Source organism: Yersinia proxima, from assembly GCF_902170785.1.
Classification (GTDB): Bacteria; Pseudomonadota; Gammaproteobacteria; order Enterobacterales; family Enterobacteriaceae; genus Yersinia; species Yersinia proxima.
Genome location: NZ_CABHYG010000009.1, coordinates 176,733 through 203,066, shown reverse-complemented (window position 1 = coordinate 203,066; position 26,334 = coordinate 176,733). Strand labels below are relative to the sequence as shown.

Genomic DNA, 26,334 nt, shown 5'->3' with positions numbered 1-26,334 from the left:
CTTATCAGTGCGCCGTTATTCAGCATTACTGGCTTTCGAGCGGGCAATACGCGCTTCGCCAACCAGGTAATCAAACAGGAAGATGATGGCAAGCATCACCACTATCAGGATGGAACCATAGGCAATCGCGATACCGTATTCGCCATCTTCTACCCGGTTAAGGATGTAAGAGGTGGCGACTCGGGTGTCCGGCGTTACCAGGAAAACAATGGCACTGACAGTGGTCATTGCCCGCACAAAGCTATAAATCAGCGCCGATAGAATCGCCGGGCGCAGTAATGGCAGCAAAATGTAAATCACGGTACGTAGCGAACCGGCTCGCAAGCTGAGTGAAGCCTCATCCAGCGATTTATCAAGTTGGCCCAGACCGGCAATCCCGGCGCGTATCCCGACAGGCACATTGCGCATCACCATTGAGATAATGACGATAGCCGCCGTACCGGTCAGGTACACCGGTGCACTGTTAAAGGCCAGAATATAGGAGACGCCCGCCACGGTTCCGGGTACGGCGAAACAGAGCATGGTGCTGAATTCAATGGTTTTTTTGCCACGGAATTGCTGACGCACCACGATATAGGCAATCAGCAGACCAAAAGCGGCTGTGATAGGGGCGGCAATACCGGCGTACAACAGCGTATCGAGCAGCGAAGGCCATGCGCCATCACTGAAACCTTGCCCAAATAACTGATTGAAGTTATTGAGTGTCAGGGTGTAATCGACTCCCCAGTTGACGGTGAAACTGCCATAGAAAATGCTGCCGTACAGCAAAACGTTAAAGGCAATCCACACATACAGCATGGCTGTTGTGCCCCAGACTAATGAGACCGGCAAGGGCTGAACATCACCGCGCGAAGATTTGCCGGAGATGGTGACGTAGGATCGTTTGCCTATCCACATATACTGGATACAGAAGATAAACAGCGAGAACATCAGCAGGATGACACCCAGTGTCGAGGCTGCCGGATAGTCAAGTTGTGCACCGGTAATATAGAAGTAGATTTGCGTGGCGAGCACGTCAAAGTTCCCGCCTAATACCAGTGGGTTACTGAAATCAGCCAGTGATTGTACGATGACTATTAAGAATGAGTTCGCCAGAGCCGGCTTCAATAGCGGCAGAAATACCTGCATAAAGGTCTGCCAACGGCTGGCCCGTAAGGTATAAGAGGCTTCTTCCAGCGACGGGTGAATCGTTTTTATCGCGCCATCGAGGATCATAAATGACATCGGCGTAAAGGCCAGTACTTGCGCCAACCAGATACCGGTAAAACCATACAGCCAGTTAGTATTTGTCAGCCCGAACCAGGTGACCATTAATTCGGTCACGTAACCGGAGCGGCCCATCATCAAGGTGACACCCAATCCAACCACAAAAGGCGGGGTGACAATAGGTAAAATCGAGAAAATTCGCCCCAGCAATGCTGAGCGTTTAGCAATTCGCGTGGTGTATATGGCTAACACCATGCCAAAGAAGGTACAGCCGATACCGACCGCAACCGACAGCACAAACGAATTCCAGATAACTTGCAGGATATGAGCCTGCCCAAGGATCGCCATAAATTGCCAGGGCGCAAAAGCCCCACTTTCATCAGTAAAGATGGGAATGAAAATAGCGATACTGGGAAATAGGATAAACACGGTGATCAGGGCAATAATGGTGACCAGCGAACCGAGGACAAAACGATCGCCTCCCAGCCATTCCAGGCGAGCGAGTGCCAGTGTGATGACGGCTCCCAGGGCAATAAACAAGCCAATCGTGGCAAAACCCAGCCCGCGTTGCAGCCAGGCTGAAGTGATGACCACGAACAGAGCGCAGAATAGGGCGAAACCGGCATCAAACAGATGTCGGGTACGGTGTTCGCGTCCTTGTGGGGACAGTGGCCGGAAAAGCAGCACTAATGGCAAGGCAAACCATAATGTGCTGATGTTCAGACTGGACCAGCCATAGGCGGCCAGTAGCTCAGAACGGCTGGCCTCAAGCAGACCATAATCCAGACTGAACGCGGGTAATAAGGCAAAAGCAGCCACGGCAAAGGCCAACCAATAGAAAATGGTATCCCGTGTCTGCGGGAGCCGCAGAGCATGTGAGTGAGTCATGGTGTTCCCCAGATCTAACCTTCGCCCTTGACGCTACAGCGCGGTTTGCTGCCACGCCAAGGGCTTGGTTATAGAAAAGCGATAAGTTATTTTATGGTTCGCTTATTGTGTGGGCTGCTATTTGCCCATCTTGACGTCATTAACCCATTTGGTGATCAGCTTCTTACGCATCTCGGTAGCACCGTAAGTGTCCATGTCGTAATTAATCAGTTTCAGATCATCAAGTTTGAGTGAGTTAGGGGAGGTCGCCGCAGTGGTATTGGTCAGGATTTGATAGGATTGACCTTTCTGCCATGCTAACTCTTGCGCGTCTTTTGACAGCACCCAGTCAACGAATAACTTGGCGTTATCCAGATTACGCGCACCTTTCAGAATGCTGACACCACCAATTTCATAGCCAGAACCTTCGCAAGGCGAAATCAGTTTCAGGGGCGCGCCTTTCTCTTTTTCCAGTGAGTAATCGTGCAGGAAACCAATACCAATGGTCGTTTCGCCGCGTGCGGCGTTACGCGCCGGGGCAATGCCAGATTTGGTGTATTGCGACACGTTGGCATTGAGTTTTTTCAGGTAATCGAACGCAGCATCTTCACCCCATAATTGAGAGAAAGTGGCCAGCGCGGTGTAGGCAGTGCCCGAGCTTTGCGGGTCGGCAATCTGGATTTCACCTTTGTAGATAGGGTTGGTCAGGTCTTTCCAGCATTTAGGCTCTGGCAGACCTTTTTCTTTCAGGCGGTCAGTATTCACGCCCAGCCCTAAAATACCGATATATACCGCAGAGGAGTAGTTACCTTTGCGTTTGGCCGGATCACGGAATTGCGGCATGATTTGCGCCAAATTAGGTGAGGCGTAAGGATAAAGTAAATCCATTTCACCGGCCTGAGATTGCGGGTCCAGAGTGCCGCCATACCAGACATCGGCCTGTGGGTTCTTTTTCTCTGCGTCTACTTTTGCAAGTGTGCTGCCGGAGCCATTGCGAATAAAGCTGGTTTTGACATCGTATTTTTCGCCAAATGCTTTGGCTTCTTCTTCACACATGGCATTGGTTGCGCTGCAATAAATAACTAAACGGCCTTCCGCCTGGACGACGGTGGTAACGGCGCTCAGTGCGAGACCTGCGGCTACCAGTGCTGAGAGAGGTAAGAGTTTCATAATATTATCCTTTTTATCCCTTTTATGCGCCCATTACTGGGGCATAAAGGATTGTTGTTGTAGGTAGAGGTATGACTAACTTTGTTAACGTCCTTTTTTTATTTAACGTACTGCTTTCAATCGATTAATACCGGTCATTAACAGCGGCATTAATAACAACCCAACGCATGCCGATGCCAGGGTTAGCAAAGCAAAAAAACCTTGCCAGCCATAATGTTGCAACACTTGCGCCAGCGGCCATCCCGCCAGCGCCGCACCGAGATAAGCAAATAATCCAAGAAACCCAGTGACCGTACCGGCAGCATCTTTATGGGTATATTCGGTGGCTGCCAGGCCAATGAGCATCTGTGGCCCAAAAACAAAAAAACCAATACTGAAAAATGTCACGGACAGTAGCGGGTAGTTATGTACCGGTGCCAGCCACAGGGCGGTCATCGTCAGAAACAGCCCCAATGCGAATAACAAAATCATCGGTGCGCGCTGACCGCGAAATAACAAATCTGACCCCCAACCGGCAAATAACGCCCCAAATAATCCGCCTAACTCAAATAGCGATAAGGTGGCATTGGCGCTGAGCAAATTGACGCCATGACTCTCCGCTAACCAAATATTGCCCCAGTCATTGAGGGCGATGCGGATCAGATAGACCAGCACATAAGAAACCCCTAATAACCAGATGGTGCGATTACGCAAAATGGCATCGCGAAAAATACGCCCCATCGGCATGGGAGGGCTTTGCTGCTCTTGCCACTGATCCTGCGGATCTCGTCGCCATTGGCCGATGGTCGGTAAACCTTGCTGTTGCGGCTTATCGCATAATTGCCAGCACAACCAAAGACCTAACACGATACCAATAGCCCCAGGCACTAACAGTGCTGCCTGCCAGCCGTAATGCGAGGCCAGAAAGGCCGATAACAGCGGTACTGCCGCGCCGCCAATACTGATGGAGGTATTCCAACATCCCCACCAGGTTCCGCGCTCGTTGCGCGAGTACCAGGTACTCAGCAATTTGGCGCAGGGGGGCCATCCCCACCCTTGAAAGAAACCATTTAACGTCCAGACCACCAACAAGGCGGGCAGGGAGTGGCACAGGGTAAACACCACATTCAGTATCCCGGTCATCATCAAACCGATGCCCATGATCCAGCGTGCCTGGGTGCGGTCGCTGACAATGCCGGATACAAATTTTGAGCCGCCGTAGGCCAAATAGAACAGGGTGCCCAGTAAACCGATATCTCCTTTATCCAACCCTAATTCCAGTTGCATCACCGGCATGGCGTAGTTGACACTTTTACGTGTCAGATAAAAGGCGGCATAGCCCATCACCATGGCGGCCATCAGGCGCGGTCGCCAGTAGCGGTAACGCGCATTCACCTGTTCCGGCGTCAAAGGCTCAGGGGGTAAAGTCTTTGACGACAATGGCGGTGCTGACATGGTTCCTCCGGTAATTGTATTGAGTGTAGGGAAGGAAAAAGTAAAAGAGATGAGACAAGGTTGTAGACGCTTAGGAATAATGCTTAGTTATGAGGGTTTTTGATCCGGTTCTGTGGGCGGGTTCACAGAGTCGTTAGTGCGGATATGAGTTGGCAGGTTAACCATCACGCGGGTTCCTAAGCGGCGTTGCAGTAGCCAGTCACCGCCTAATGCTCGTACCCGCTCTTCAATTCCGCGTAGACCAAATCCCCCACCTTGCGGTTGCACGGGGATCCCCATGCCGTCATCGCGCACTTCCAGGGTGATGATATTGTCGGTCAGGCGCAAACTGACCTGAATATTGCTAGCATTAGCGTGCTTATTAATGTTGTTTAGCAGTTCTTGCACCAGCCGGTACAACGTAAATATCACCACATCCTCGCCGGGTGTCGCGGGCAAGGCATAATCCAATTGGAAATGAATCCCTTGCTCGGCGAAAGCAAACTCTTCCGCCAGATGGTGTAGGGCCTGATCCAGTGGCATTTCATCCAGCACCGGTGGGCGCAATTGGCGTAGCAGTTGGCGGGTGGTTTGATGGATTCGTTGCGATAAACTGCTGATTTGATTAGCCGCAGATTGAGCCGCTGGCGAGGGTGCGCTGCGGTTGACCAGCATGGCCTGAATCTGAATGGCGGTGATATTCTGGCCGATTTCATCGTGCAACTCACGGGCAATTTCTTTGCGCACATCTTCTTCGGTGCGCACTAACCGTTTCATTAATTTACGCCGGGTTTGTAACTCTTGCTCCAATTGATGGCGATAGCGGTGCAGGTGTTGAGCCAACTGTTGTTGGCGGCTGATGGCAATCCCCAGTGTCAGCCCTAACAGTGCCTGAGTGGAGAGGAATAATTCCAGTTCCGCCAAATCATGAAATGCGCCACTGGCCTGGCGGGTCACGGTAATCATCAGGCTACCTAACACTGCTGCCAATACCCCGCCTTGCCAGCCAAATTTATAAGCCATAAAGACATTGGGCAGAAAGACAAAAATCAGCAATAGCCGCTCCATATTGGGAGCAATGGCTATTTGCACACAAACCCCAATGGCAAAAATCAGCGAGCACCAAATCAGCAGTGAGGTGCGCAGCGGTGGGTCTGGCATTTGTTGCGAGAACAAGTTGTGGAGATGCTGCTGTTTTAAATATTCGTAGATGAGATAGGTAAACGGCACTAACAGAATGCCCCCGGTAAAAGTGGCAAGCAGTGTCTGGGTTAATGGCACAGGCAGCCAGAAACCCAGTACCAGCCCATGCAACACACTGTTACCGGTGACGGCGGCGAGTAACAGTAATAACCGCTGCCAGTAAAGGGTGTAATGGTGCCAAAAACGCTGGGTCAGTTCGGCGGGCAATAAACTGAGGAACGGTGACAATATAATCAACACAGCGGGTTGCAACTGTTCACTGTGCAGCCACCACAAGGCTACACACTCGGTCAGCAGTAATACTGACCAATAGCGGCGCGGCAGCAATATCATTAATGCCAGCCGCAGGCCTTGTGGCAGTAATAGAACTGCATGTAAACCATCATCACTCAGATAAAAACTGATAGTCCACAGCGCAAGCCAACTCAGTGAGAAAAAAATAACCAAAAACAGCGATAGCCCCACTGAGCGCAGTTGCCACATGTCAGTTTCCCGCCAGCAACTGATGTTGCAGCGCAAAATGCACCAGCTCAACGGTGGTTTCGCAATTTAGTTTGCCCAGAATATTGGCGCGATGAACATGGACAGTTTTGTGACTGAGAGACAATTGTTCGGCAATGGATTTGACGCTGACCCCATTGATCAATAACTGGAAGACCTCTTTCTCGCGTGGTGTCAAAATTGCCAGTTGTTGCGGCTGCTGTGGCATATGGCGCAGGGCGCGCAAAGCATCAGCGCACAGATAGAGGCCGCCACCATGAACGGTTCTTAGCGCTTGCACCAATTCATCCGGGCCACAGCGCTTAGTCAGGTAGCCACTGGCACCAGCATCCATGGCACTTTGCACAAATGCGGTGGTGTCATAAATACTCAAAATAATGGCGCGGAAATGCGGCATTTTCTGGCGCAGGCGTTTGAGCAGACTTAGCCCGCTTTCGTCCGGCATCGAAATATCCATCACAGCGACCTGCACATGGGTCTCAGGCAGATTGGCCCAAGCCTCTGCCGCTGAACCATATTCGCCAATAATACGAATATCTTTTTCCAGTGATAGCAGCTGGGCGAAACCCGAGCGGACAACAATATGGTCATCTATCAACGCGACATTAATCATGATTTTTCATTATGCGGGATACAATCCTGCATGATGCTGATCAATCATTAGCGTAGCAATAGTTGTTATCAGAAATGTAAGAGGCTTAACAGATGCGGAAAAAACCTGGTGTATAAATCGGCAGTTTTCGGTGAAAAACTCAGCGCCCCACAGGATGGGTGTGGAGCGCGACGGTATGGAGGGAGTGTAACTCAGTGGTAATTACAGCGATTTTTTACTGCGGTATATCCGCTGTGGTCGCCCCACTTTGCCATAAATAATCTCTGCTTGTAGCGTTTGGTTTGTTGCACAAAACTCCAGATAACGGCGGGCGGTAGTGCGGCTCAATCCGAGCATTTGGGCAACGTTCTCTGCCGTATATTCCTTTGCATTATCACTAAATAACGTCTGGATTTTATCCAGTGTCATTTGATCGATACCCAGTGGCAATGTCACTTTTTGCTCGCCACGAGCATAGGTGTTGTACATCTCATCAATCTGGCGTTGATTGACCTTGGTGCCATCTTGTAAGACTTGATGGCGATGGCTGTAGCGGGCCAGAGATTGTTCCAGCCGTTCGTAAGCTACTGGTTTTATCAGATAATCAAAAACCCCATAACGGATAGCTTCAGAAACAGTTTCGCTGTCGCTGGCTGCGGTGACAAAAATAATACCGCCAGCGAATCCCTGTAAAGTCAGTTCACGCAATAATTCTAAACCACTGCCATCGGGTAGATAGTTATCCAGCAGAATTAAATCAGGGTGAAAGCGAGCCACCATGCTGCGGGCTTGCTGCAAATTGCCCGCCAGCCACACTTCATGGCAATGGCTGCTTTGTTTGATAAATTCGGCATGCATTTCTGCCAGCGGTGTTTCATCTTCTACCACTAAAATATTAAGACATTCCATGGGATCTCCCTGTCTTTGAGATCAATGCGTCTTCGGAATAAAGACTGTAAATAAGGTGCCGCGCGGCGGATTCTCTTCTATTGTGATGGTGCCACCACTTTGCTGAACATAGGTGGCCACCAAATACAGCCCAATACCATGTTCATCTGAATTTTTGGAGCTGATACCTCGTTCGAACAGGCTATTTTGCAACTTTGGTTCGATACCGCAGCCATGATCGGCAATTTCTAAAATCACATTTTCACCTTCATCAGACAGGTAAATTTCAATTTGTTTATCGCCGTCAGGATTTTTTAGGCTGGCCTCAAAGGCATTATCGAGCAGGTTTCCCATGATAGCGGCCAGTTCATTTTCGCCGATATTGGCAGGCAACTGAGTTAACTGGCAGCCGGGGACAAAATTCAAATTCAGTCCTAACTCTTTGGCCCGATGGTATTTACCAAATAATAATGCGGCTATCTGCCGGTTATTAAATGCGGTACGCAGCATATCAATCAGCGCCTGATGAGAGGAAGACTCGGTTTTCACCATCTCCAGCGCCCGGTCAAACTCTTTCATTTGCAACAACCCACTTAGAGTTGACATCCAGTTCAGATGCTCATGGCGCACCGTGCGAAGATTCTCGACATACTGCTTGATCTGGCTGAGTTGAGCACTGAGAGTATGAATATCATCCTGACTGCGAAAACTCACCACCCAACCCTGAAACACGCCATCCTCTGACCAAATACCCGCCCGGTTGGCGATGGCATTTAAGCCATTAAAAGTACAGAGTTCGTCCTGGCGATTTTCACCACTTTGATCGAGGAAGAAGTGGTCAGGAGAGACGACCTCACTGACTTTACGACCAATCAGTTGTTGTGGTGTGGCTGAGATATTCAGCATTTTACGCGCATTCTGATTGATTGCAGTGATCCTTCCCTCAGGATCAACCGCTAATAACCCTTCAAATACGGCACCGAACAAGGCTTCTTGTTGGCGCAACACTCGCGCTATTTCTTTGGGTTCCATTCCCATCATCTGGCGGCGGATATGATGAGCAAACAACCATGACAGCAGTAATAATACGCCGAGAACCAGGATAAAAGAGTGGGTCAGTGGCAGCAGATAAATTAGCCGCCAGTGGTCTATTTTACTGATCAGATACCCCAGAGAGACGACGCCAATAATTTTTCCCTGCTCGTCACGGATGGGGGTTTTGGCGCGCATGGCTTCACCCATAGAGCCTTTACCAAAAATAATGTAACTCTCGCCCCTTTCCAGTGCGCCGGGTTTGGTCCATTGCATTGGGTGACCAATCATCTCGGGATTAGGGTGATACAGACGAATGGATTGAGTGTCACCAATGACCAGATAATCAAGGTCGGAAGTGCTCCCGAGTCGGCTGACGATTTGGGCTAATTGTGCCTTATCACGGTGCTTCACAGCATTGACTACGGAATCCATCGACGCAATAATTTTTGCCTGATTCATCGCGGTTTTGCTGACTTGATCCAGTAAGTATTGTTCAAAGTTATGGCTGAGAAAGCGATCCAGCGCGCCGACCAGCAGAATAGAGACGGTCAATAGCAGCAGAAATATCCGCAGTGGGAAAGCCATGTTTTGCAACCGGCTCCATATTCGGCCACGCCATTTTAATTTGCCTGATAGGGAAACATCGGCAGAGGGGATCGACACATTACTCACCTTATTTAACATATGGGCTATGTACTGGCGTTAACATAAGTTAATTTAAGGAATAATTAAATAGCTAAGAGAAATAAAAATATATATTAATAATTAAGAAAATTAAAACCATTAAATAACTTATATTTACTCTCTTATATGTGAAATAGGTCAATTAACCACGCCATTTTTATGTTTAGCATGTGCTCATAAATTAATTCAAATTAAAAATAAACCAAAATGAATTTATTCTATCTTGTTGTTTTTGTGTGAAATTTATATTTAAAAATAGGATTATTATTTATTTTATTGTTGTTAGCTCAACTTGTTCTTTATTTGTTATGTAAACGTTATGGTAGAGAGTGAATTATGGATACGGTATTTAATCGAATTAATCGTTCAGACCATCAGCAGATTGCAGAAATAACACGCTTCTTGCGTGAAAATGATCTGAATATAGATACCACTGTTGAGGTGTTTATTACCGTAAGCCGTAATGAAAAGCTGGTGGCCTGTGGTGGTATTGCGGGCAATATTATCAAATGCGTGGCCATCAGTGAGCGGGTGAGGGGCGAAGGGCTGGCGCTGACTCTGGCCACCGAGCTGGTCAATCTGGCCTATGAGCGTCATCACAGCCATTTATTTATTTATACCAAAACTAAAAACGAGAGCTTATTTAAAGCCTGTGGCTTTTATCCTATAGCGAGTGTCCCTGGTATTGTGGTGTTGATGGAAAATAGCGACTGCCGTTTGCAGCGCTATGCCAAACAATTGAGTCAATTACGTCAGCCAGGGCAGAAGATTGGCAGTATCGTCATGAATGCCAACCCATTTACTCGTGGGCACCAATATTTGGTGCGGCAGGCCGCCGCGCAGTGTGATTGGTTACACCTGTTTTTGGTGAAAGAAGACAATTCACGTTTTCCCTATGAAGACCGGCTGCAATTAGTGCTTGAGGGCACGCAAGATATTACCAATCTTACGGTACATCCCGGCTCGGAATATATGATCTCCCGTGCCACTTTCCCTTGTTATTTTATTAAAGATCAAGGCGTGGCCGATGACTGTTATACCGAAATCGACCTAAAAATATTCCGCCAATATTTGGCTCCGGCACTGGGTGTGACGCACCGCTTTGTCGGGACTGAGCCGTTTTGTACCGTGACCGCTAAATATAACCGCGATATGAGCTTCTGGCTGGAGACGCCGTCATTGCCTTATCCGCCGATTTCGCTGGTGGAAATTGAACGCCTTAAATATCACAACACCGCTATTTCCGCTTCATGGGTGCGCAAACTATTGGCACAGGGGGATAGCGAAACCATTCGTAAATTAGTCCCTCCCGCTACCTGCCATTACCTACAGCGATTGTTGACACAACGTGCGCAAAAAGCGGCCAGCACGGAGAAAAACTCAGCATTAACAAAGAGTTCAGCCCCGCTTTAACTGATTAAAGAGAACTGATTAAAGCAGGGCGCAAAGAAAGATAGGGACTGATACCTAAGTCAGAAACCACGAATTTGAAGACAAGTTAATCAGGTGAAACATGAAAATTATTAGAGAGGCCGTCGCCGGAACGTTGGAATCGAGCGACGTTATGGTGCGCATCGCGCCATTAAATCCACCCGAAATAGATCTGCAAATACACAGCAGTGTGGACAAGCAGTTTGGTGACGCCATTCGCTACAGCGTACTGGCGTTGCTGGAACAGTATCGGGTAACCGGAGTGCAACTGATTATTGACGATAAAGGCGCACTGGATTGCGTGTTACAGGCACGGCTGGAAACCGCATTGCTGAGAGCCTGTGATGAAAAAATTCTGCCATGGAGAGCGCATTGATGAAACCTGAAATGAAAAACAGAATGCGCCGCAGCATGTTATTTGTCCCCGGAGCTAATGCTGCGATGGTCAGTAATGCGTTTATTTATCAATCCGATGCGTTGATGTTTGATCTGGAAGACTCTGTCATTCTGCGCGAAAAAGATGCGGCTCGTCGCCTGGTCTATCACGCCTTGCAGCATCCACTTTATCAGGATGTGGAAACTATCGTTCGGGTCAATGCATTGGACTCGGCTTATGGTCTGGCTGATTTAGAGGCGGTGGTACGTGGTGGCGCGGATATCGTGCGCTTGCCGAAGACCGATAACGCGAAAGATGTTGAAGATATGGCACGTGAAATCAGCCGTATTGAATCGGAATGTGGCCGTGAAGTGGGTAGCACCGGCTTGCTGGCCGCCATCGAATCAGCACAAGGCATCACTCAAGCGCTGGCGATTGCGCAGGCATCACCGCGTTTAATGGGGATTGCACTGGGAGCTGAAGATTATGTCCGCAACTTGCGCACTGAGCGCTCTCCCGAAGGGATTGAGCTGCTGTTTGCTCGCTGTTCAATATTGCAGGCCGCCCGTGCGGTAGGGATTCAGGCTTTTGACACCGTGTATTCCGATGCCAATAACGAAGCGGGTTTTTTGCAGGAAGCTGCGCTTATCAAGCAACTAGGTTTTGATGGCAAGTCATTGATAAACCCACGCCAAATCGAACTGTTACACAACCTCTATGCGCCGACCGAGAAAGAAGTCCGCCATGCCCAGGCAGTGGTTGATGCTGCTGCAGCGGCAGAAGCCGAAGGGCGCGGTGTGGTTTCTCTGAACGGCAAGATGGTGGACAGCCCGGTGATTGAACGGGCGCGGTTGGTTTTGCAACGAGCGGTCAGCGGCCTGCGTGAGGAATAAGAGATGAATAGGCAACAACGAGTAGAAAGTTTAAGCCACAGTCAGGATAACGGCCCGGTATATCGCCCGTATCAGAACACTTCTAAAGCGAATTTACAGGCGCAGAAGCCACGCAATATCAAGATGTGTGATTCATTGGAAAATGTGATTCGCCGTAGCGGGTTGCAAGATGGCATGACCATTTCTTTCCACCATGCTTTCCGTGCCGGAGATTTGACCTTAAATCTGGTGATGAATGCGATTGCCGCGATGGGCTTCAAAAACTTGCGTCTGGCTTCCAGCTCTTTGAGCGACTGCCATTCGCCGCTGGTCGAGCATATCCGCAATGGTGTGGTCAGCGAAATCTACACCTCGGGTCTGCGCGGGCCGTTGGCGGAGGAGATATCGCGCGGATTATTAGCCAAACCGGTACAGATTCATTCCCACGGCGGCCGCGTTAATTTGATTGAGTCCGGCGAGCTGACCATCGATGTTGCTTTTATCGGGGTGCCGGCTTGTGATGAATTCGGTAACACCAATGGTTTTAGCGGTGCTGCCTGTTGTGGCTCATTGGGCTATGCGCGAGTTGATGCTGAATATGCCGGCTGTGTGGTGCTGTTAACGGAAGCTGTGGTGGCTTATCCGCATCATCCGGCGAGTATTGCTCAGGATCAGGTTGATTTGATTGTGCAGGTTGAGCAAGTGGGCGATGCCGACAAGATTGGCGCTGATACCACCAGAATGACTTCCAATCCCCGCGAGTTACTCATTGCCCGCCGTGCTGCCGAAGTGATTGCCGGTTCGGGCTATTTTGTCGATGGTTTCTCTTTGCAGACCGGCACTGGCGGGGCATCGCTGGCGGTAACACGTTTTCTTGAAGACAAAATGTTGCGCCGCAATATCACTGCCGCTTTTGCACTGGGTGGCATCACCTCAACCATGGTGGATTTGCACGAAAAAGGGCTGATTACCAAGCTGCTGGATGTGCAAAGTTTTGACAAACAGGCCGCCTCTTCGCTGGCCCGTAACCCACGTCATATCGAAATCAGTGCTAATCAATACGCTAATTTTAGCTCGAAAGGGGCATCCGTCGATCGGCTGGATGTGGTGGTGCTCAGCGCGCTGGAAATTGACACCGGTTTTAATGTCAACGTGTTGACCGGTTCTGATGGTGTGCTGCGCGGCGCTTCCGGCGGCCATTGCGACACCGCGGTTGCCGCTCGACTGTCAATCATTGTTGCGCCATTAGTCCGTGGCCGTATTCCAACCCTGGTCAAGGAAGTGACCACTTGCGTCACGCCGGGTTCCAGTGTTGACATTTTAGTGACCGATCACGGTATTGCGGTAAACCCGGCACGGCCAGAACTGGCCGAACGTTTGCAGCAAGCGGGTTTGCCGGTAGTCACCATCGACTGGCTCTATCAGCGTGCGCTGATTCTGACCGGTGAACCACAACCGATCAAATTTACTGATCGGGTGGTGGCGGTGGTGCGCTATCGCGATGGTTCCGTGATTGATGTTGTTCATCAGATACAGGAGTAGACGATGAATACACTTTCCCCCGCATTAGCCGCTAACCGGCCAATCAGTTTGCCGGAATTGCTGACCAGTCGTGAGTCGCGTCAGAGCAGACAACAGGCCTGGTTGTCGCGTCATCAAGTCACGTTGATTTCACTGACACTGGTGGCTCCGGGAGCAATCAAAGATAACCCATTGACTCGCAAGCTGTTTGCACTGGCGTGGCAGGCCATTACCACATTGAGCCAACAGCAATATTGGCCGGTGTTGCAGCAAGAGGTGTTTCCGCTGCCGACCGGCTGTGAGGGCTTGATAGCGGTTGATTTGCCCGCCGAACAAGTGAAAGACGCCGCATTGTTGCTGGAGCTGAAGCACCCGCAGGGCAGGTTATGGGATATCGATGTGCTGGATGTTTCAGGGCGAATTTTGTCACGCCGTGATGTGGGCTTAGCGCCACGCCGCTGCTTGTTGTGCCATCGTCCCGCTAATGTGTGCGCCCGGGCACAGACGCACACTATTGACGAATTATTGGCCCAGATGGAGTTGATGCTCAATGCTACCTCTGCAACGCACTGACGAGATGGCGGTTTCATCGACTGCCTTTTGGGCAAGCGATGATTTCAGCAAAAAGTTCGGCGCATTGGCTTATCAGGCGATGTTGGCTGAAGTCAATCTGACCCCCAAACCCGGTCTGGTGGATTGCGTGAACTGTGGCGCGCACCAGGACATGACACTGCAAGATTTTTATCATAGCGCTGATGCTATTGCGCCGTGGCTGCCCCGTTTTATCGAACAGGGTATGCGCCACAGTCATTTGCAGGGTCAGGCAGCGCTTAACAGCTTGCGGCCGCTAGGGTTGGCTTGCGAAAACAGCATGTTTCAGGCGACCAATGGCGTCAATACCCATAAAGGCAGCGTTTTTTCTCTGGGGTTGATTTGCTGCGCACTTGGGCGATTAAGGGCGCGAGCGCAATCAATCAGCGCCGAGGCGGTGTGTCAGGAGGCCGCCAGCTTATGCCGTGGGCTGACTGAGCGCGAACTACGTCAATCGAATCCACAACAAACCGCCGGGCAGCGCCTGTTTTATCAATATGGCCTGACGGGCGCGCGGGGTGAGGCTGAATCCGGCTTTGCCACGGTGTTAACCCATGCTTTACCCGCGTACCGGCGCTTATTAGCCGACGGGGCGCAACCTGATCATGCCTTATTGCACACTTTGCTGATTTTGATGTCCGTCAATCGCGATACCAATGTGGTTTCGCGTGGCGGTATGGCGGGTTTGCAATGGTTACAACAACAGGCAACAGAACTTTTGGCCTCACTCTCGGCGATAGGGATGAATGATCCTCTCAGCCTGTGGCGAGTGCGGATGTTTGATGCCCAATGTATCGCCCGCAACCTTAGCCCTGGCGGCAGCGCTGACCTGCTGATCCTGACCTGGTTTCTGGCGCAATTTCCCCATCATCTCCCTCACAAAAATAATAACGTTGCTATTGAACCAATAACAGCTATTGGGCCAGTAACAGGTATAGGAGTCTCTCTATGTTGAAGTCGCAAGAGAAATTATGGAAAGCGCTCGCGCCTTTTGTGGTGCTGGCCGTTCTGCTGTTGATCCCAACCCCGGAAGGTATGCCACCACAAGCCTGGCGCTATTTTGCGATTTTTGTCGCCATGATTGTCGGTATGATTTTAGAGCCAATTCCTGCCACGGCGATAAGTTTTATCGCGGTGACAATTTGCGTGCTAAGTTCTGACTGGGTGCTATTTAGTGCCGCCGAAGTGGCGGATGCCAGCTTCAATGGCGGTAAAGAGTCATTGAAATGGGGGCTGGCAGGGTTCTCCAGCACCACCGTCTGGCTGGTATTCGGGGCATTTATCTTTGCGCTCGGTTATGAAGCCACTGGCCTTGGCCGACGTATTGCCTTGTTCATGGTGAAATTCATGGGCAGGCGGACACTGACCCTGGGTTATGCCATTGTTATTATTGATATTCTGTTAGCACCTTTTACGCCATCGAATACTGCCCGTACCGGCGGCACCGTATTCCCGGTGGTGAAAAACCTGCCACCGCTGTTTGACTCCTATCCCCATGACCCGTCGTCACGGCGCATCGGTGGTTATCTGATGTGGATGATGGTGATTGGTACTAGCATCAGTTCCTCCATGTTTGTTACCGGCGCGGCACCTAACGTGTTGGGTATTGAGTTTGTCAATAAAATAGCCGGTGTTCATATCGGCTGGATGCAGTGGTTCCTGGCATTCCTGCCGGTTGGGTTGATTTTACTGATTGTCGCGCCGTGGCTCTCTTATGTGCTGTATAAACCCGGTGTTACCAAAAGTGATGAAGTGGCGACCTGGGCACAAACAGCACTGAATGAAATGGGGGGGCTAACTCGCAAAGAGATGATCCTGATTGGCTTGGTGCTACTGAGTCTGTGTTTGTGGGTGTTTGGCAGTAAGTTCATTGATGCCACTGCCGTTGGTTTGCTGGCGGTATCGTTGATGTTGGCGCTACATGTGGTGTCGTGGAAAGATATCACCAAATATTCCAGCGCCTGGAATACGTTGGTGAATCTGGCGACCTTGGTGGTGATGGCAAATGGCCTGACTCGCTCTGGTTTTATTGATTGGTTTGCCAATACCATGAGTACGCATCTTGATGGCTTCTCACCGAATATGACGGTGGTGGCATTGGTGCTGGTGTTCTATTTCTCTCACTATCTGTTCGCGAGTTTGTCCGCTCATACCGCCACCATGCTGCCGGTGATTTTAGCTGTCGGCAAGGGGTTGAGTGGCGTGCCAATGGAGCATTTATCCATGCTGTTGGTATTATCCATCGGGATCATGGGGGTGTTGACGCCGTATGCCACCGGGCCTGGTGTGATTATCTATGGCTGCGGCTATGTGAAATCCAAAGATTACTGGCGTTTGGGTGGGATCATGGGGGTATTCTACATCAGCATGCTGTTGCTGGTGGGGTGGCCAATCATGAGTCTATGGTATTGATTTTTCAGGCCAGTAAGTGAAGGGGCGACCATACCTAGGGGCACTCCGACGGCTCACGCCGTTACGACCCCAAGGGTACGTTTCCCCTTCATTTGGATTAATTATTTCAAAAAACCATCTTGATACTGATGTGTCGGGCCAGTCAGCGGCCCGACTTATTTATGTCAGATGATGAGCTGATTGGTTAGCCGGTATAAACGCCAAAGACTCTGGGTAGCCACAGGGATATTTCTGGAATATAAGTCACCAGCATTAATACCAGAAATAGCGCGCCGTAGAACGGTAGCATCGCTTTTACCACTTGCTCGATTTTCTGTTTACTCACCGCACTGGCCACAAACAGCACTGATCCCACTGGTGGTGTTATCAGACCAATCCCCAGATTGATCAGCATAATCATGCCGAAATGCACCGGATCGATACCCAATGAATTAGTGACCGGCATTAAGACCGGAGTCAATATCAAAATCAGCGGTGCCATATCCATCAAAGTGCCAATCAGTAACAGCATGATATTGATACACATCAGAATGACGTATTTATTATCAGAAACCGAGGTAAAGAACTCAGTGATACGCTCGGGTAATTGCATGTAGGTCATGATCGCGCCAAAACTGGCAGCAAAACCAATTAAAATCATTACGATAGTGACAGTTTTTACCGTGCGATACATCAGCTTGGGTAACTCTGACCATTTGTAATCACGATAGATAAACATAGTGACGAAAAACGACCATAAACAAGCTATTGCGGCGGATTCAGTGGCAGTGAATACCCCGGAAAGTATCCCGCCCATGATGATGACGACGGTCATCAACCCCCATAAGGTATCAACAAAGATTTTCAGCGCCTGACGGAATGGCACTCGCTCCCCTTTGGGATAACCTCGTTTATAAGCAAAGCCCACACACATTAGCATCAGGGTGAAACTGAGCAGCAGGCCCGGTAGTATCCCGGCAATAAACAGTGCAGCAATAGAAACCGTACCGCCGGTTGCCAGCGAATAAATAACCGAGTTATGACTAGGGGGCGTCAATATAGCCTGAACTGAACCACTGGCGGTGACGGCAGCAGCAAAATCACGCGGATAACCTTTTTTATCCATTTCCGGGATCATCACTGAGCCAATAGAAGCCGTGTCTGCCACTGATGACCCTGAAATTGCACCGAAGAAAGTTGAGGCGACGATATTGACCAGTGACAGGCCACCACGGATAAACCCAACGAAAATATAGGCAAAACTCACCAGTCGGCGCGCTATCCCTCCTTCGGCCATAATGGCGCCCGCCAGAATAAAGAACGGAATTGCCAATAATGAGAATTTATTTACGCCGCTGGTAATTTGGATCATGACCGCTTCCAGAGGTAAATCAATCCAAAATGCACCAGCAATCGCACTTAAGCCGACGGCATAAGCCACCGGCACGCCGATAGCCAACAAAATTGCCAGGGTAAAAACTAAAATAAATGCATCCATAAGGCAAAGTTCCCCAAATTATGAGTTGCCAATCATGACTACCGGGCGGTGGGTCTGTGAGCCGAAGAACAGGCGCTCAATAATAAACAGCAGGGTAATAGCGGAGCCGATAGGCAGCGGAATATAGGTCTGCCCGGCCGTCAGTAATGGGAATTCAGCCACCGGTTGTGACCAAAGTTCGCTGCACAAAATATAGCTGTAAACCAGAATAAACAGGCTTATCAAGATCATCAGCAAATCCACCAATATCAGGCAGATTTTTTTACCCATTTCTGAGAGCCGGTCGGTGACCATACTGACGGCTATATGTGAGCCAGAACGGTAACTGGCGGCAGCGCCAACAAAGGTAAATGTCACCATGCATAAAATAGCCACGGGTTCTGGCCAGGATAAGCCATCATTTTGTACATATCGGGCGAATATCCCCATAGGAATAACCGCAACCATAATAATCAAAGCAATACCAGCTACCCAGATTGACAGGCGATATAAAACATCCATCGTTGATAGATAATAGCGAGCCATAGCGGAGACCTCAGATTACCCTTTGCCTTTGACGTTGTAGCGGTGTTAGTCGTCTTTCTACAACGCCAATGGCTCTGGGTATATATCGATGGTATTAAAGTTATTAATACCGCCAAAAGAATATTATTGGACAGCACTTATTTGCTGAATGAGGTCTTGATAATCTTTGCCAAACTCATCACGTACTGGCTGCGTGGCTTGGTAATAAGCGTCATGATTGATTTCATGATATTGCACGCCGCCCGCTTTCATTTTGTCATGAGATTGCTGCACATAGGCTTGCCACAATACACGCTGTTCCGCTTGGGCTTCTTTTGCCAGTTTCAGAATAGTTTGTTGATCCTCGGGAGATAATTTATCCCACTTGGCTTTAGAATAAAGGAACAATTCTGGAATAATAAAATGGCCGCTCAAAGTATAGTTTTTGACTACCGGCAGATAGTTATGAGCAACAAATGTCGGTTCATTATTTTCAGTACCATCAATAACGCCAGTTTGCATGCCGCTGAACACTTCACTGACGCCCATGCTAAGTGAGTTAGCACCCATGGCTTTCAGTGTGGCTAATGCAATCGGGCTACCTTGTACCCGGATTTTCATGCCCTTCAGATCTTCCGGTTTAATAACCGGTTGCTTGGTTATCAGATTACGGGTACCCGCATCCATCCAACCGAGGAAGACTAATTTTGAGTTTTTATTGTTAGTAATTTTATCGCCAATTTCCTGGCCTATTTTCCCATCAAGCACTTTATGTAAGTGATCTTCATCGCGGAACATATAGGGCAGAGTAAAGACACTGATCTCCGGTAAAATAGAGGCAACAGGGGTCATAGAAACACGAATAATATCAATTGCTCCCATTTGGGCCTGTTCTATCATTTGTTTTTCATCACCCAAGACCCCGCCTGGGAATGTTTTAATTTCCAACCGCCCGTCGGTTGCCGCTTTTAGTTTGTCACCCATATTTTTAACCGCAACAACATTAGGGTAATCTTTAGGATGAACATCCGCCGCTTTAATTTGTTGAGCAGTGGCTATTTGGCTAAATAAAATGGCAGAAATAGCCAGGCAGAGTGTTGGTAGTGGCTTAGGAAATTTCATTTAGTGGTCTCCAGAAGTCATTAAAACAATAAATAAAAAGGCGATATTTCTCATAATGGAATAGTTATATTAAGGGCTTTTCCTTTATCCCCAAGGTATTCAACCTAGCTGTTTACATTTGCTTTTAAATTGACCATTGTCACAGAAAAAGAAACGACAGGAACTGCGTTTCAATAATTGTGAAGTTGCATTTCATGATAAAGTGGGCCACACAAAATACATGGTTAAAGGTAGGGGTTATCGAGTTATAAATGTGGCGCAACTTGAAGTGGCTAACGTTTTAGCCCAAATGGCGGGGTTCTGATATTGTGGCAAACGAGGTTAGCTACTACTATACCCGTTATTCTTCAAGCTGCATGTGCGTAGACTGTCTTCCTGCAACTGGAATTATCTAGGGTACAAAACGCTATAAATCAACATGAATAGGATAACGCGTGACCTCGGTATTTATCCGTAATTTTACTTTTGCTGCACTCCCAGCCGCCGGTTTGAATGACCAACCCCTGTTTCATGGGCTTTTGGCTAAATGTGATTTTGATGTGAATGAATATCGGGATGAGCTATTTGCCGTGTATGGCATCGCGTTTCCTGGCAGTTTACAAAAAGCTGTTGCTAAACGGCGAGCTGAATATCTGGCAGGGCGTTTTGTTGCCAGACAGGTATTGAATATGCTGGAAGTACGTGATTACCCATTGGCAAATGGAATAGATCGCGCACCACTGTGGCCGACCGGTTTGATTGGTAGCATCAGCCATAATAACCAACGTGCGTTGTGTACTGCACAAATAATCACACCGGCCGGTGAGCCTACAGATGCCAGTTCCCGTCGGCATGGTCTTGGTCTGGATATCGAAAGCATTATTGCTGATGAAAGAGCTGCTAACTTATGGCCGGGCATTCTCAGTGAAGAAGAGCATCATTGTTTCCAGAATGGCCCATTACCTTTTAACCAATTGCTGACATTGGCTTTTTCCGCGAAAGAGAGTTTATTTAAAGCCGTCTATCCGCAACTTGGGCGTTATTTTGATTTTCTTGAAGCGAAGCTACTGAGTTATTCACTGGATACCGGGCGTTTTGAGTTACAGTTATTACGCAAACTAAGTGAAGACTTCCCCGCAGGCCGTTGTTTTACCGGGTGCTTCATATTAAATGGCAGTGATGTGCAGACATTTATTGCTTACTAATCATAATATTATTACTTTTGTCATTATTTTTAATATTTTTAAGTTGGAAAGTTCAATGAGAATAGACTAGATATTTAGCTATCTAAAATATTTATTGATAGGACATCATGAAATATATAGTGTTATTTATTTTTATCTTATGCGTAGCTTATGTGCATTTTCGCGGAAAGGTTCGTTATAAATTCTGGCGACAACTCTCAGACCATTCGACATTTGTTTCACCAATCAATGCTTTTATGTATTTATTCTCGCGCGTTCCCTCCACACCTTATTTAAAACAGGACTTGTTCCCCGAGTTGGCAGTACTGCGAGATAACTGGTTAAAAATCAAGGAGGAAGGTAAGGCATTAATGGAAATCCAACAAATCAAAGCATCGGATAAATATAATGATGCCGGTTTTAATTCTTTCTTTAAAACGGGTTGGAAGCGTTTTTATTTGAAATGGTATGAAGATAGTCACCCATCGGCAATGACATTATGCCCTTACACCACTACCTTATTGAAAGGGTTACCGTCGGTGAAAGCGGCGATGTTTGCTGAGTTACCGGACGGCAGCCGGTTGCCTCGCCACCGCGACCCTTATGCGGGTTCCCTACGTTATCACCTTGGTTTAATCACACCGAATGATGATCGCTGCTTTATTGATGTAGATGGGACTATTTACAGTTGGCGTGATGGTGAGGGTGTACTGTTTGATGAAACTTATATTCATTATGCTGAAAATCAGAGTGGGCAGGATCGACTGATCCTCTTTTGTGATATTGAACGGCCGATGCGCTATCGTTGGGCGCAATGGGTTAACCATTGGTTGGGGCGCAATTTAATGAGTGCTGCGACGGCACCCAATGAAGAAGGGGATAGGACTGGTGGAGTTAACCGTGCTTTCAAATATATCTATGCGGTACGTAAGATAGGTAAGCGCCTGAAAGCCTGGAATCGCAGAATTTATTATTTGATCAAATGGCTATTATTTGGTGGCATTGCCGCATTGATTTTTTATGTGCTGTAGCTCCAGGTAAGAAAAAAGTGATCAAATAGCAAAAAGCCCGCTTATCTTTCTTCAAGCGGGCTTTTCTCATTAACATCCGAAGGTTCCCACCTTTTAGTTCTCCAATCGTGTTAGTTGGTCCAGATTTAGGCCAAATAGCATGGCAAAATTTCAGTAGTGAGCCGTTAAACTTCAAATGCAAATTTTTATTCCAAAAAGAATTATTTTTGAAATAAAATAGTTAACCAAGTCACAAAATAACCAACTTTCTTTATAGCTCTTTCCCTAAAAACCCATCCGTTACGTCATCTATTTCTTGTTTTTTTTCATTTAATATCAAATGGATATTTTTTATTGTTGTTGTTTAATAGGGTGCTAGTCCTATTTTTACTTATGCCAATCTGGAATTTAATTATCATATTGTGATCGATATAGAATTTTAATTTCAATATGAATGATATGTTATGTCACAGTTAAGTTATTCAGGTGTTGCTGTGAGTTATCTGGTGAACAGGTTAAAAATAGAAAATGTAAAAGGGGGCGTGCTAAACGGAAAAACACATCATAAATAATATAACGTCACACTCTGTAAGAAAGTTTATTTGGCTTCAATAACTGCATTTATCTAATTAATAAATCAGAGTGTCAAAAAGTTTTTTCATTTTCTCTTTTGAAAGTGCGGGGACGTTTTTTTAAAAAAACCTTTTGACATCAAATGGATACTCAAATAAAGGGTAAGGATATGTCGTTAATGATGAATCTCAACGCACAACAGAGAAAACGATTACATCAAATAACATTAGTCGCTACCTTTGGTGGCTTGCTGTTTGGTTACGACACGGGTGTTATTAATGGTGCATTTTCGTCATTGAAAGAAAACATGGCGCTGACACCGACAACAGTCGGCCTGGTAATGAGTGTACTTTTGGTCGGTGCCGCTATTGGTAGTATCTTGGGCGGAAAACTGGCTGACTTCTTTGGCAGAAGAAAATATTTACTCTATCTCTCCTTTGTTTTCTTCTTTGGTGCATTATTATGCGCATTATCCCCTAATATTACCTGCCTGTTAATTGCCCGATTTTTGCTCGGTTACGCAGTCGGTGGTGCATCGGTTACTGCGCCCACATTTATATCCGAAGTTGCGCCAACAGAAATGCGGGGAAAACTGACGGGATTAAATGAAGTGGCCATTGTGTTTGGTCAATTAGCGGCATTTGCTGTGAATGCAGTGATTGGTATTGTTTGGGGACATCTTCCTGAAGTCTGGCGCTATATGTTATTGGTGCAGACAATTCCGGCGATTTGTTTATTGGTTGGAATGTGGCGTTCGCCAGAAAGTCCTCGCTGGCTGGTCAGTAAAAATCGGCGTGAAGAAGCATTAGCCATATTAAAACAGATTCGTCCAGAACAGCGAGCGATTAAAGAGTTTGAAGATATCGTCACGTTGATTGATGTTGAAAAAGAAAAGCACTTATATGCAAAGAAAGATTGGGCAATTATTTTTCATACACCGTGGATCTTAAAATTAATCTTGGTGGGTATTGTTTGGGCAGCATTGCAGCAAACAACCGGGGTTAATGTGATTATGTATTATGGTACTGAAATACTGAAGACTGCCGGGTTCTCTGAAAGAATGTCGTTGATCTGCAACGTGCTAAATGGCGTCTTTTCTGTCGGTGGTATGGTCATTGGGGTGCTTTTCCTGGTTGACCGTTTTAAACGGAAGACATTGATTATTTATGGTTTCGCACTCATGGCAACATTACACTTGATTATCGCTGGTGCAGATTATTATTTGATGGGTGAAATCAAGGCGACGGTTATTTGGCTACTGGGTGCGTTATTTGTCGGTGTTATGCAAGGGACCATGGGCTTTCTTACCTGGGTGGTATTAGCTGAGCTTTTCCCATTGAAAATTCGTGGGTTATCAATGGGGATTTCGGTGTTTTTCATGTGGATCATGAATGCGATAGTTAGTTATCTATTCCCGGTATTGCAAGCGAAGTTGGGCTTAGGCCCGGTATTCCTGATTTTTGCATTGATCAACTATCTGGCGATTATCTTTGTGGTCGCAGCCTTGCCAGAAACAGCTAATAAATCATTAGAGCAACTAGAAGAAGAACTGTCTTCCGGTAATTAATAGATACTGCTTTATATGAGACAAATGAGTCATAGTGCAAAGGGGACAGGTCATGCTAGATAATATTACTGCTGAAAATATCCATTTAGGATGTCATGCAAAAAATAAAGCTGAAGTTTTATCCATGGTAGGGAAAGAGTTTAAAGCTAAAGGGTATATTAACCAGGATTGTGTCGCTTTCCTTAATGAAAGGGAGCAGCAAGTCTCCACCTTTCTGGGTAATGGTATTACCTTACCCCACCTGCCGAAGTCAGCGACCAATATTATCGTTAAAACAGGTGTTGAGATCTTCCAATTCCCGGATGGTGTTATTTGGGATAGAAGTAATGTGATGTTTATTGCCATTGGCGTTATCGCGAAAGAAAAAGAGCATATCGATGTGCTAAAAGATATTGCCTCGATCTTTAGTGATGAAATTATTGCTAATGCACTTTCGCTGATTTCAAGTAAGCAGGATTTTCTGCGTATTCTTAATCGAAAATAGCGGTGAGTTTATATCGGTAATACTCCAGCCGAAGTAAATTATCAGATAGCCCAAAGCCCGTTTAAGTTTCCTTAAGCGGGCAGCGCCATTTGTGACGTCAAATAGTGTTTATCCTTATGGGTCATCGCCTGATATTTTCACCTGGCCGGAGGTAATGCCATTAATTTCAATGCCTGGACAAAAGTGTAATGGTCTAATCCTGAGAGCTGGCCACACCAGCTTCTGATCACTCCTTTCAAAGCCACAAAGTGACCAAGTCTTGCAAGTGGGTACAGCCTCAAAAATAACAGGTATAATCACTCAAATTATTCAACTGACTTAGAAACGAAGATGACGAAACTTACCTTACAAGAGCAGATGCTAAAAGCTGGGTTAGTGACCAGCAAAAAAATGGCTAAAGTCCAAAGAACGGCTAAAAAGTCACGAGTTCAGGCTCGTGAGGCAAGAGAGGCGGTGGAAGAAAATAAAAAAGCTCAACTTGAACGTGATAAACAGCTCAGCGAGCAACAAAAACAAGCTGCTTTATCTAAAGAGTATAAAGCTCAAGTGAAGCAGCTCATTGAAATGAACAGAATCAATATTTCAAAAGGCGATATTGGTTTTAACTTCACAGATAATAATTTAATTAAAAAAATAGTTGTGGATAAGGTGACGCAATCTCAGTTGATTAGTGGTCGTCTCGCTATCGCTCGTGTGGTTGCTGATAACAGTGCCGAAAGTGAATACGCTATTATCCCCGCCAGTGTTGCCGATAAAATTGCGCAGCGAGATGCGAACAGTATTGTCTTAAATAGTGCGCTTAGTCAGGAAGAGCAAGATGAAGAAGATCCGTATGCTGATTTTAAAGTGCCCGATGATTTGATGTGGTAATTAACGTTCTCAGAACGGGCTGGCATGACAGATTTTGAACCACTCCTTGCCAATGGGGTGAACAAAATGCAGTTCACTGGCGTGCAGCATCAGCCGTGGTGTCTGTTCGGTGCCCGGTAGCAAGCGGCCGCCATACAGGTCACAACCCAGAATCGGGTGACCTAACTGCTGGCAGTGGATGCGCAGTTGATGAGTACGCCCGGTTTCTGGGATGAGTTGCACCCGCGTCAATGGCAGTAACCTCCCGTCTTCCAACTCATGATAAAAACGCTCGACGACCCGATAGCCGGAGCGAGCGGGCTTGCCGTGGGTGGCGCAAATCGACATCAATGGGAACAGTGCTGGATCTTTGGCAATAGCTGCGTCTACCACTCCTTCGTTGTTGTCCAGATGTCCGCAAAGCAGTGCACTGTACACTTTGGTCACGGTGCGCTGGCTGAACTGTTGACAGAGGGCAGCATTGATAGCCTTATTGCGCGCAATAACCATCAAGCCGGAAGTACCAAAATCAAGGCGGTGAACCAGGGTGCAGCCAGGGAATACCTGAACCATTCGGTGATGAACCGAATCGAGATTTTGCAGATTTTTTCCTGAAAGGCTGAGCAACCCTGTGGGTTTATTGATAAGCACCAGGTGGTCGTCCTGATAGAGAGTCTCTATCTCGTCATAGCACGGCGGGGCAATAAAGGTATCGATAATCTTAGACATCAGGCTACCCGGGGGGAGAGTGGGAGCGGATGATAACGAATTTTAAGTCGGCTGACGAGTCTGGTTATTGGTCAACCGGCCGTAATCAGGGACT

General features: G+C 47.5%; 23 protein-coding genes. 12 read left to right on the top strand and 11 right to left on the bottom strand.

Translation table 11 applies throughout. From position 1 onward, the window contains the following. Nucleotides 1-15 precede the first annotated feature (15 nt). From FTB31_RS07535 to dpiB, 7 genes are all read right to left on the bottom strand, one after another. Nucleotides 16-2,094, bottom strand: coding sequence for an ABC transporter permease (locus FTB31_RS07535; protein ID WP_005168575.1), 2,079 nt, complete (start codon nt 2,092-2,094; stop codon nt 16-18). Nucleotides 2,095-2,211: 117 nt separating this feature from the next. Beyond that, nucleotides 2,212-3,243 carry an ABC transporter substrate-binding protein gene (locus FTB31_RS07530; protein ID WP_005168576.1) on the bottom strand — a complete coding sequence of 344 codons (1,032 nt, stop codon included), beginning with the start codon at nt 3,241-3,243 and terminating at the stop codon, nt 2,212-2,214. Nucleotides 3,244-3,345: 102 nt separating this feature from the next. Beyond that, complete coding sequence (gene uhpC, locus FTB31_RS07525; protein ID WP_077174906.1) at nt 3,346-4,677, bottom strand: MFS transporter family glucose-6-phosphate receptor UhpC; 1,332 nt, start codon at nt 4,675-4,677, stop codon at nt 3,346-3,348. Between the two features lie 87 nt (nt 4,678-4,764). After that, nucleotides 4,765-6,342 carry an MASE1 domain-containing sensor histidine kinase gene (locus FTB31_RS07520; RefSeq protein WP_227731255.1) on the bottom strand — a complete coding sequence of 526 codons (1,578 nt, stop codon included), beginning with the start codon at nt 6,340-6,342 and terminating at the stop codon, nt 4,765-4,767. A 1-nt stretch (nt 6,343) separates the two neighbouring features. Continuing rightward, nucleotides 6,344-6,973, bottom strand: coding sequence for a response regulator transcription factor (locus FTB31_RS07515; RefSeq protein ID WP_050075313.1), 630 nt, complete (start codon nt 6,971-6,973; stop codon nt 6,344-6,346). A 201-nt stretch (nt 6,974-7,174) separates the two neighbouring features. Next, nucleotides 7,175-7,861, bottom strand: a complete 687-nt coding sequence (gene dpiA, locus FTB31_RS07510; protein WP_227719519.1) for a two-component response regulator DpiA — start codon at nt 7,859-7,861, stop codon at nt 7,175-7,177. 21 nt (nt 7,862-7,882) lie between these two features. Next, a complete protein-coding gene (dpiB, locus tag FTB31_RS07505) occupies nt 7,883-9,559 on the bottom strand; it encodes a sensor histidine kinase DpiB (protein ID WP_227724178.1) in 1,677 nt (558 codons plus the stop codon). Nucleotides 9,560-9,895: 336 nt separating this feature from the next. Between dpiB and citC the strand changes: the two genes are divergently transcribed. From citC to FTB31_RS07470, 7 genes are all read left to right on the top strand, one after another. Then, complete coding sequence (citC, locus tag FTB31_RS07500; protein WP_227731254.1) at nt 9,896-10,972, top strand: [citrate (pro-3S)-lyase] ligase; 1,077 nt, start codon at nt 9,896-9,898, stop codon at nt 10,970-10,972. A 100-nt stretch (nt 10,973-11,072) separates the two neighbouring features. After that, the gene (gene citD / locus FTB31_RS07495; protein ID WP_019080909.1) at nt 11,073-11,366 is read left to right on the top strand and encodes a citrate lyase acyl carrier protein; all 294 of its coding nucleotides are present in this window, start codon (nt 11,073-11,075) and stop codon (nt 11,364-11,366) included. After that, nucleotides 11,366-12,259 carry an aldolase/citrate lyase family protein gene (locus FTB31_RS07490; RefSeq protein WP_050075316.1) on the top strand — a complete coding sequence of 298 codons (894 nt, stop codon included), beginning with the start codon at nt 11,366-11,368 and terminating at the stop codon, nt 12,257-12,259. Before citD ends, FTB31_RS07490 begins: the two co-directional genes overlap by 1 nt. A gap of 3 nt (nt 12,260-12,262) precedes the next feature. Beyond that, complete coding sequence (citF, locus tag FTB31_RS07485; protein ID WP_077174910.1) at nt 12,263-13,780, top strand: citrate lyase subunit alpha; 1,518 nt, start codon at nt 12,263-12,265, stop codon at nt 13,778-13,780. A gap of 3 nt (nt 13,781-13,783) precedes the next feature. Beyond that, nucleotides 13,784-14,332 carry a citrate lyase holo-[acyl-carrier protein] synthase gene (gene citX, locus FTB31_RS07480; RefSeq protein ID WP_050075318.1) on the top strand — a complete coding sequence of 183 codons (549 nt, stop codon included), beginning with the start codon at nt 13,784-13,786 and terminating at the stop codon, nt 14,330-14,332. Then, on the top strand, nt 14,310-15,305 hold the full coding sequence (gene citG, locus FTB31_RS07475) for a triphosphoribosyl-dephospho-CoA synthase CitG (protein WP_227728864.1): 996 nt from the start codon (nt 14,310-14,312) through the stop codon (nt 15,303-15,305). The genes citX and citG overlap by 23 nt, the downstream gene beginning before the upstream one ends. Then, the gene (locus FTB31_RS07470) at nt 15,299-16,762 is read left to right on the top strand and encodes an anion permease (protein WP_013649676.1); all 1,464 of its coding nucleotides are present in this window, start codon (nt 15,299-15,301) and stop codon (nt 16,760-16,762) included. The genes citG and FTB31_RS07470 overlap by 7 nt, the downstream gene beginning before the upstream one ends. Nucleotides 16,763-16,946: 184 nt before the next feature. On the opposite strand, the gene FTB31_RS07465 is transcribed toward FTB31_RS07470, so the two are convergent. The 3 genes from FTB31_RS07465 to FTB31_RS07455 form a co-directional block, all read right to left on the bottom strand. Next, nucleotides 16,947-18,239, bottom strand: coding sequence for a TRAP transporter large permease (locus tag FTB31_RS07465; protein ID WP_019080904.1), 1,293 nt, complete (start codon nt 18,237-18,239; stop codon nt 16,947-16,949). Nucleotides 18,240-18,257: 18 nt separating this feature from the next. Then, a complete protein-coding gene (locus FTB31_RS07460; RefSeq protein WP_005168610.1) occupies nt 18,258-18,764 on the bottom strand; it encodes a TRAP transporter small permease in 507 nt (168 codons plus the stop codon). Between the two features lie 123 nt (nt 18,765-18,887). Beyond that, complete coding sequence (locus FTB31_RS07455) at nt 18,888-19,865, bottom strand: TRAP transporter substrate-binding protein (protein WP_139343670.1); 978 nt, start codon at nt 19,863-19,865, stop codon at nt 18,888-18,890. Nucleotides 19,866-20,299: 434 nt separating this feature from the next. On the opposite strand from FTB31_RS07455, the gene FTB31_RS07450 reads away from it, so the two are divergent. The 5 genes from FTB31_RS07450 (at nt 20,300) to FTB31_RS07430 (ending at nt 25,532) form a co-directional block, all read left to right on the top strand. After that, a complete protein-coding gene (locus tag FTB31_RS07450) occupies nt 20,300-21,049 on the top strand; it encodes a 4'-phosphopantetheinyl transferase family protein (protein ID WP_050075322.1) in 750 nt (249 codons plus the stop codon). A gap of 107 nt (nt 21,050-21,156) precedes the next feature. After that, on the top strand, nt 21,157-22,059 hold the full coding sequence (gene lpxO / locus FTB31_RS07445) for a lipid A hydroxylase LpxO (protein WP_050075323.1): 903 nt from the start codon (nt 21,157-21,159) through the stop codon (nt 22,057-22,059). 721 nt (nt 22,060-22,780) lie between these two features. Further along, nucleotides 22,781-24,178 carry a sugar porter family MFS transporter gene (locus FTB31_RS07440; protein ID WP_011816648.1) on the top strand — a complete coding sequence of 466 codons (1,398 nt, stop codon included), beginning with the start codon at nt 22,781-22,783 and terminating at the stop codon, nt 24,176-24,178. A gap of 52 nt (nt 24,179-24,230) precedes the next feature. Next, nucleotides 24,231-24,662 (top strand): PTS sugar transporter subunit IIA, encoded by a 432-nt coding sequence (locus FTB31_RS07435; RefSeq protein WP_050075324.1) that lies wholly within the window; start codon nt 24,231-24,233, stop codon nt 24,660-24,662. Nucleotides 24,663-24,992: 330 nt separating this feature from the next. Then, a complete protein-coding gene (locus FTB31_RS07430) occupies nt 24,993-25,532 on the top strand; it encodes a DUF2058 domain-containing protein (protein WP_050075326.1) in 540 nt (179 codons plus the stop codon). Between the two features lie 9 nt (nt 25,533-25,541). Here the strand turns inward: FTB31_RS07430 and FTB31_RS07425 are convergent, their stop codons facing one another. Then, nucleotides 25,542-26,240 (bottom strand): RluA family pseudouridine synthase, encoded by a 699-nt coding sequence (locus FTB31_RS07425; protein ID WP_227721708.1) that lies wholly within the window; start codon nt 26,238-26,240, stop codon nt 25,542-25,544. Nucleotides 26,241-26,334: the final 94 nt, after the last annotated feature.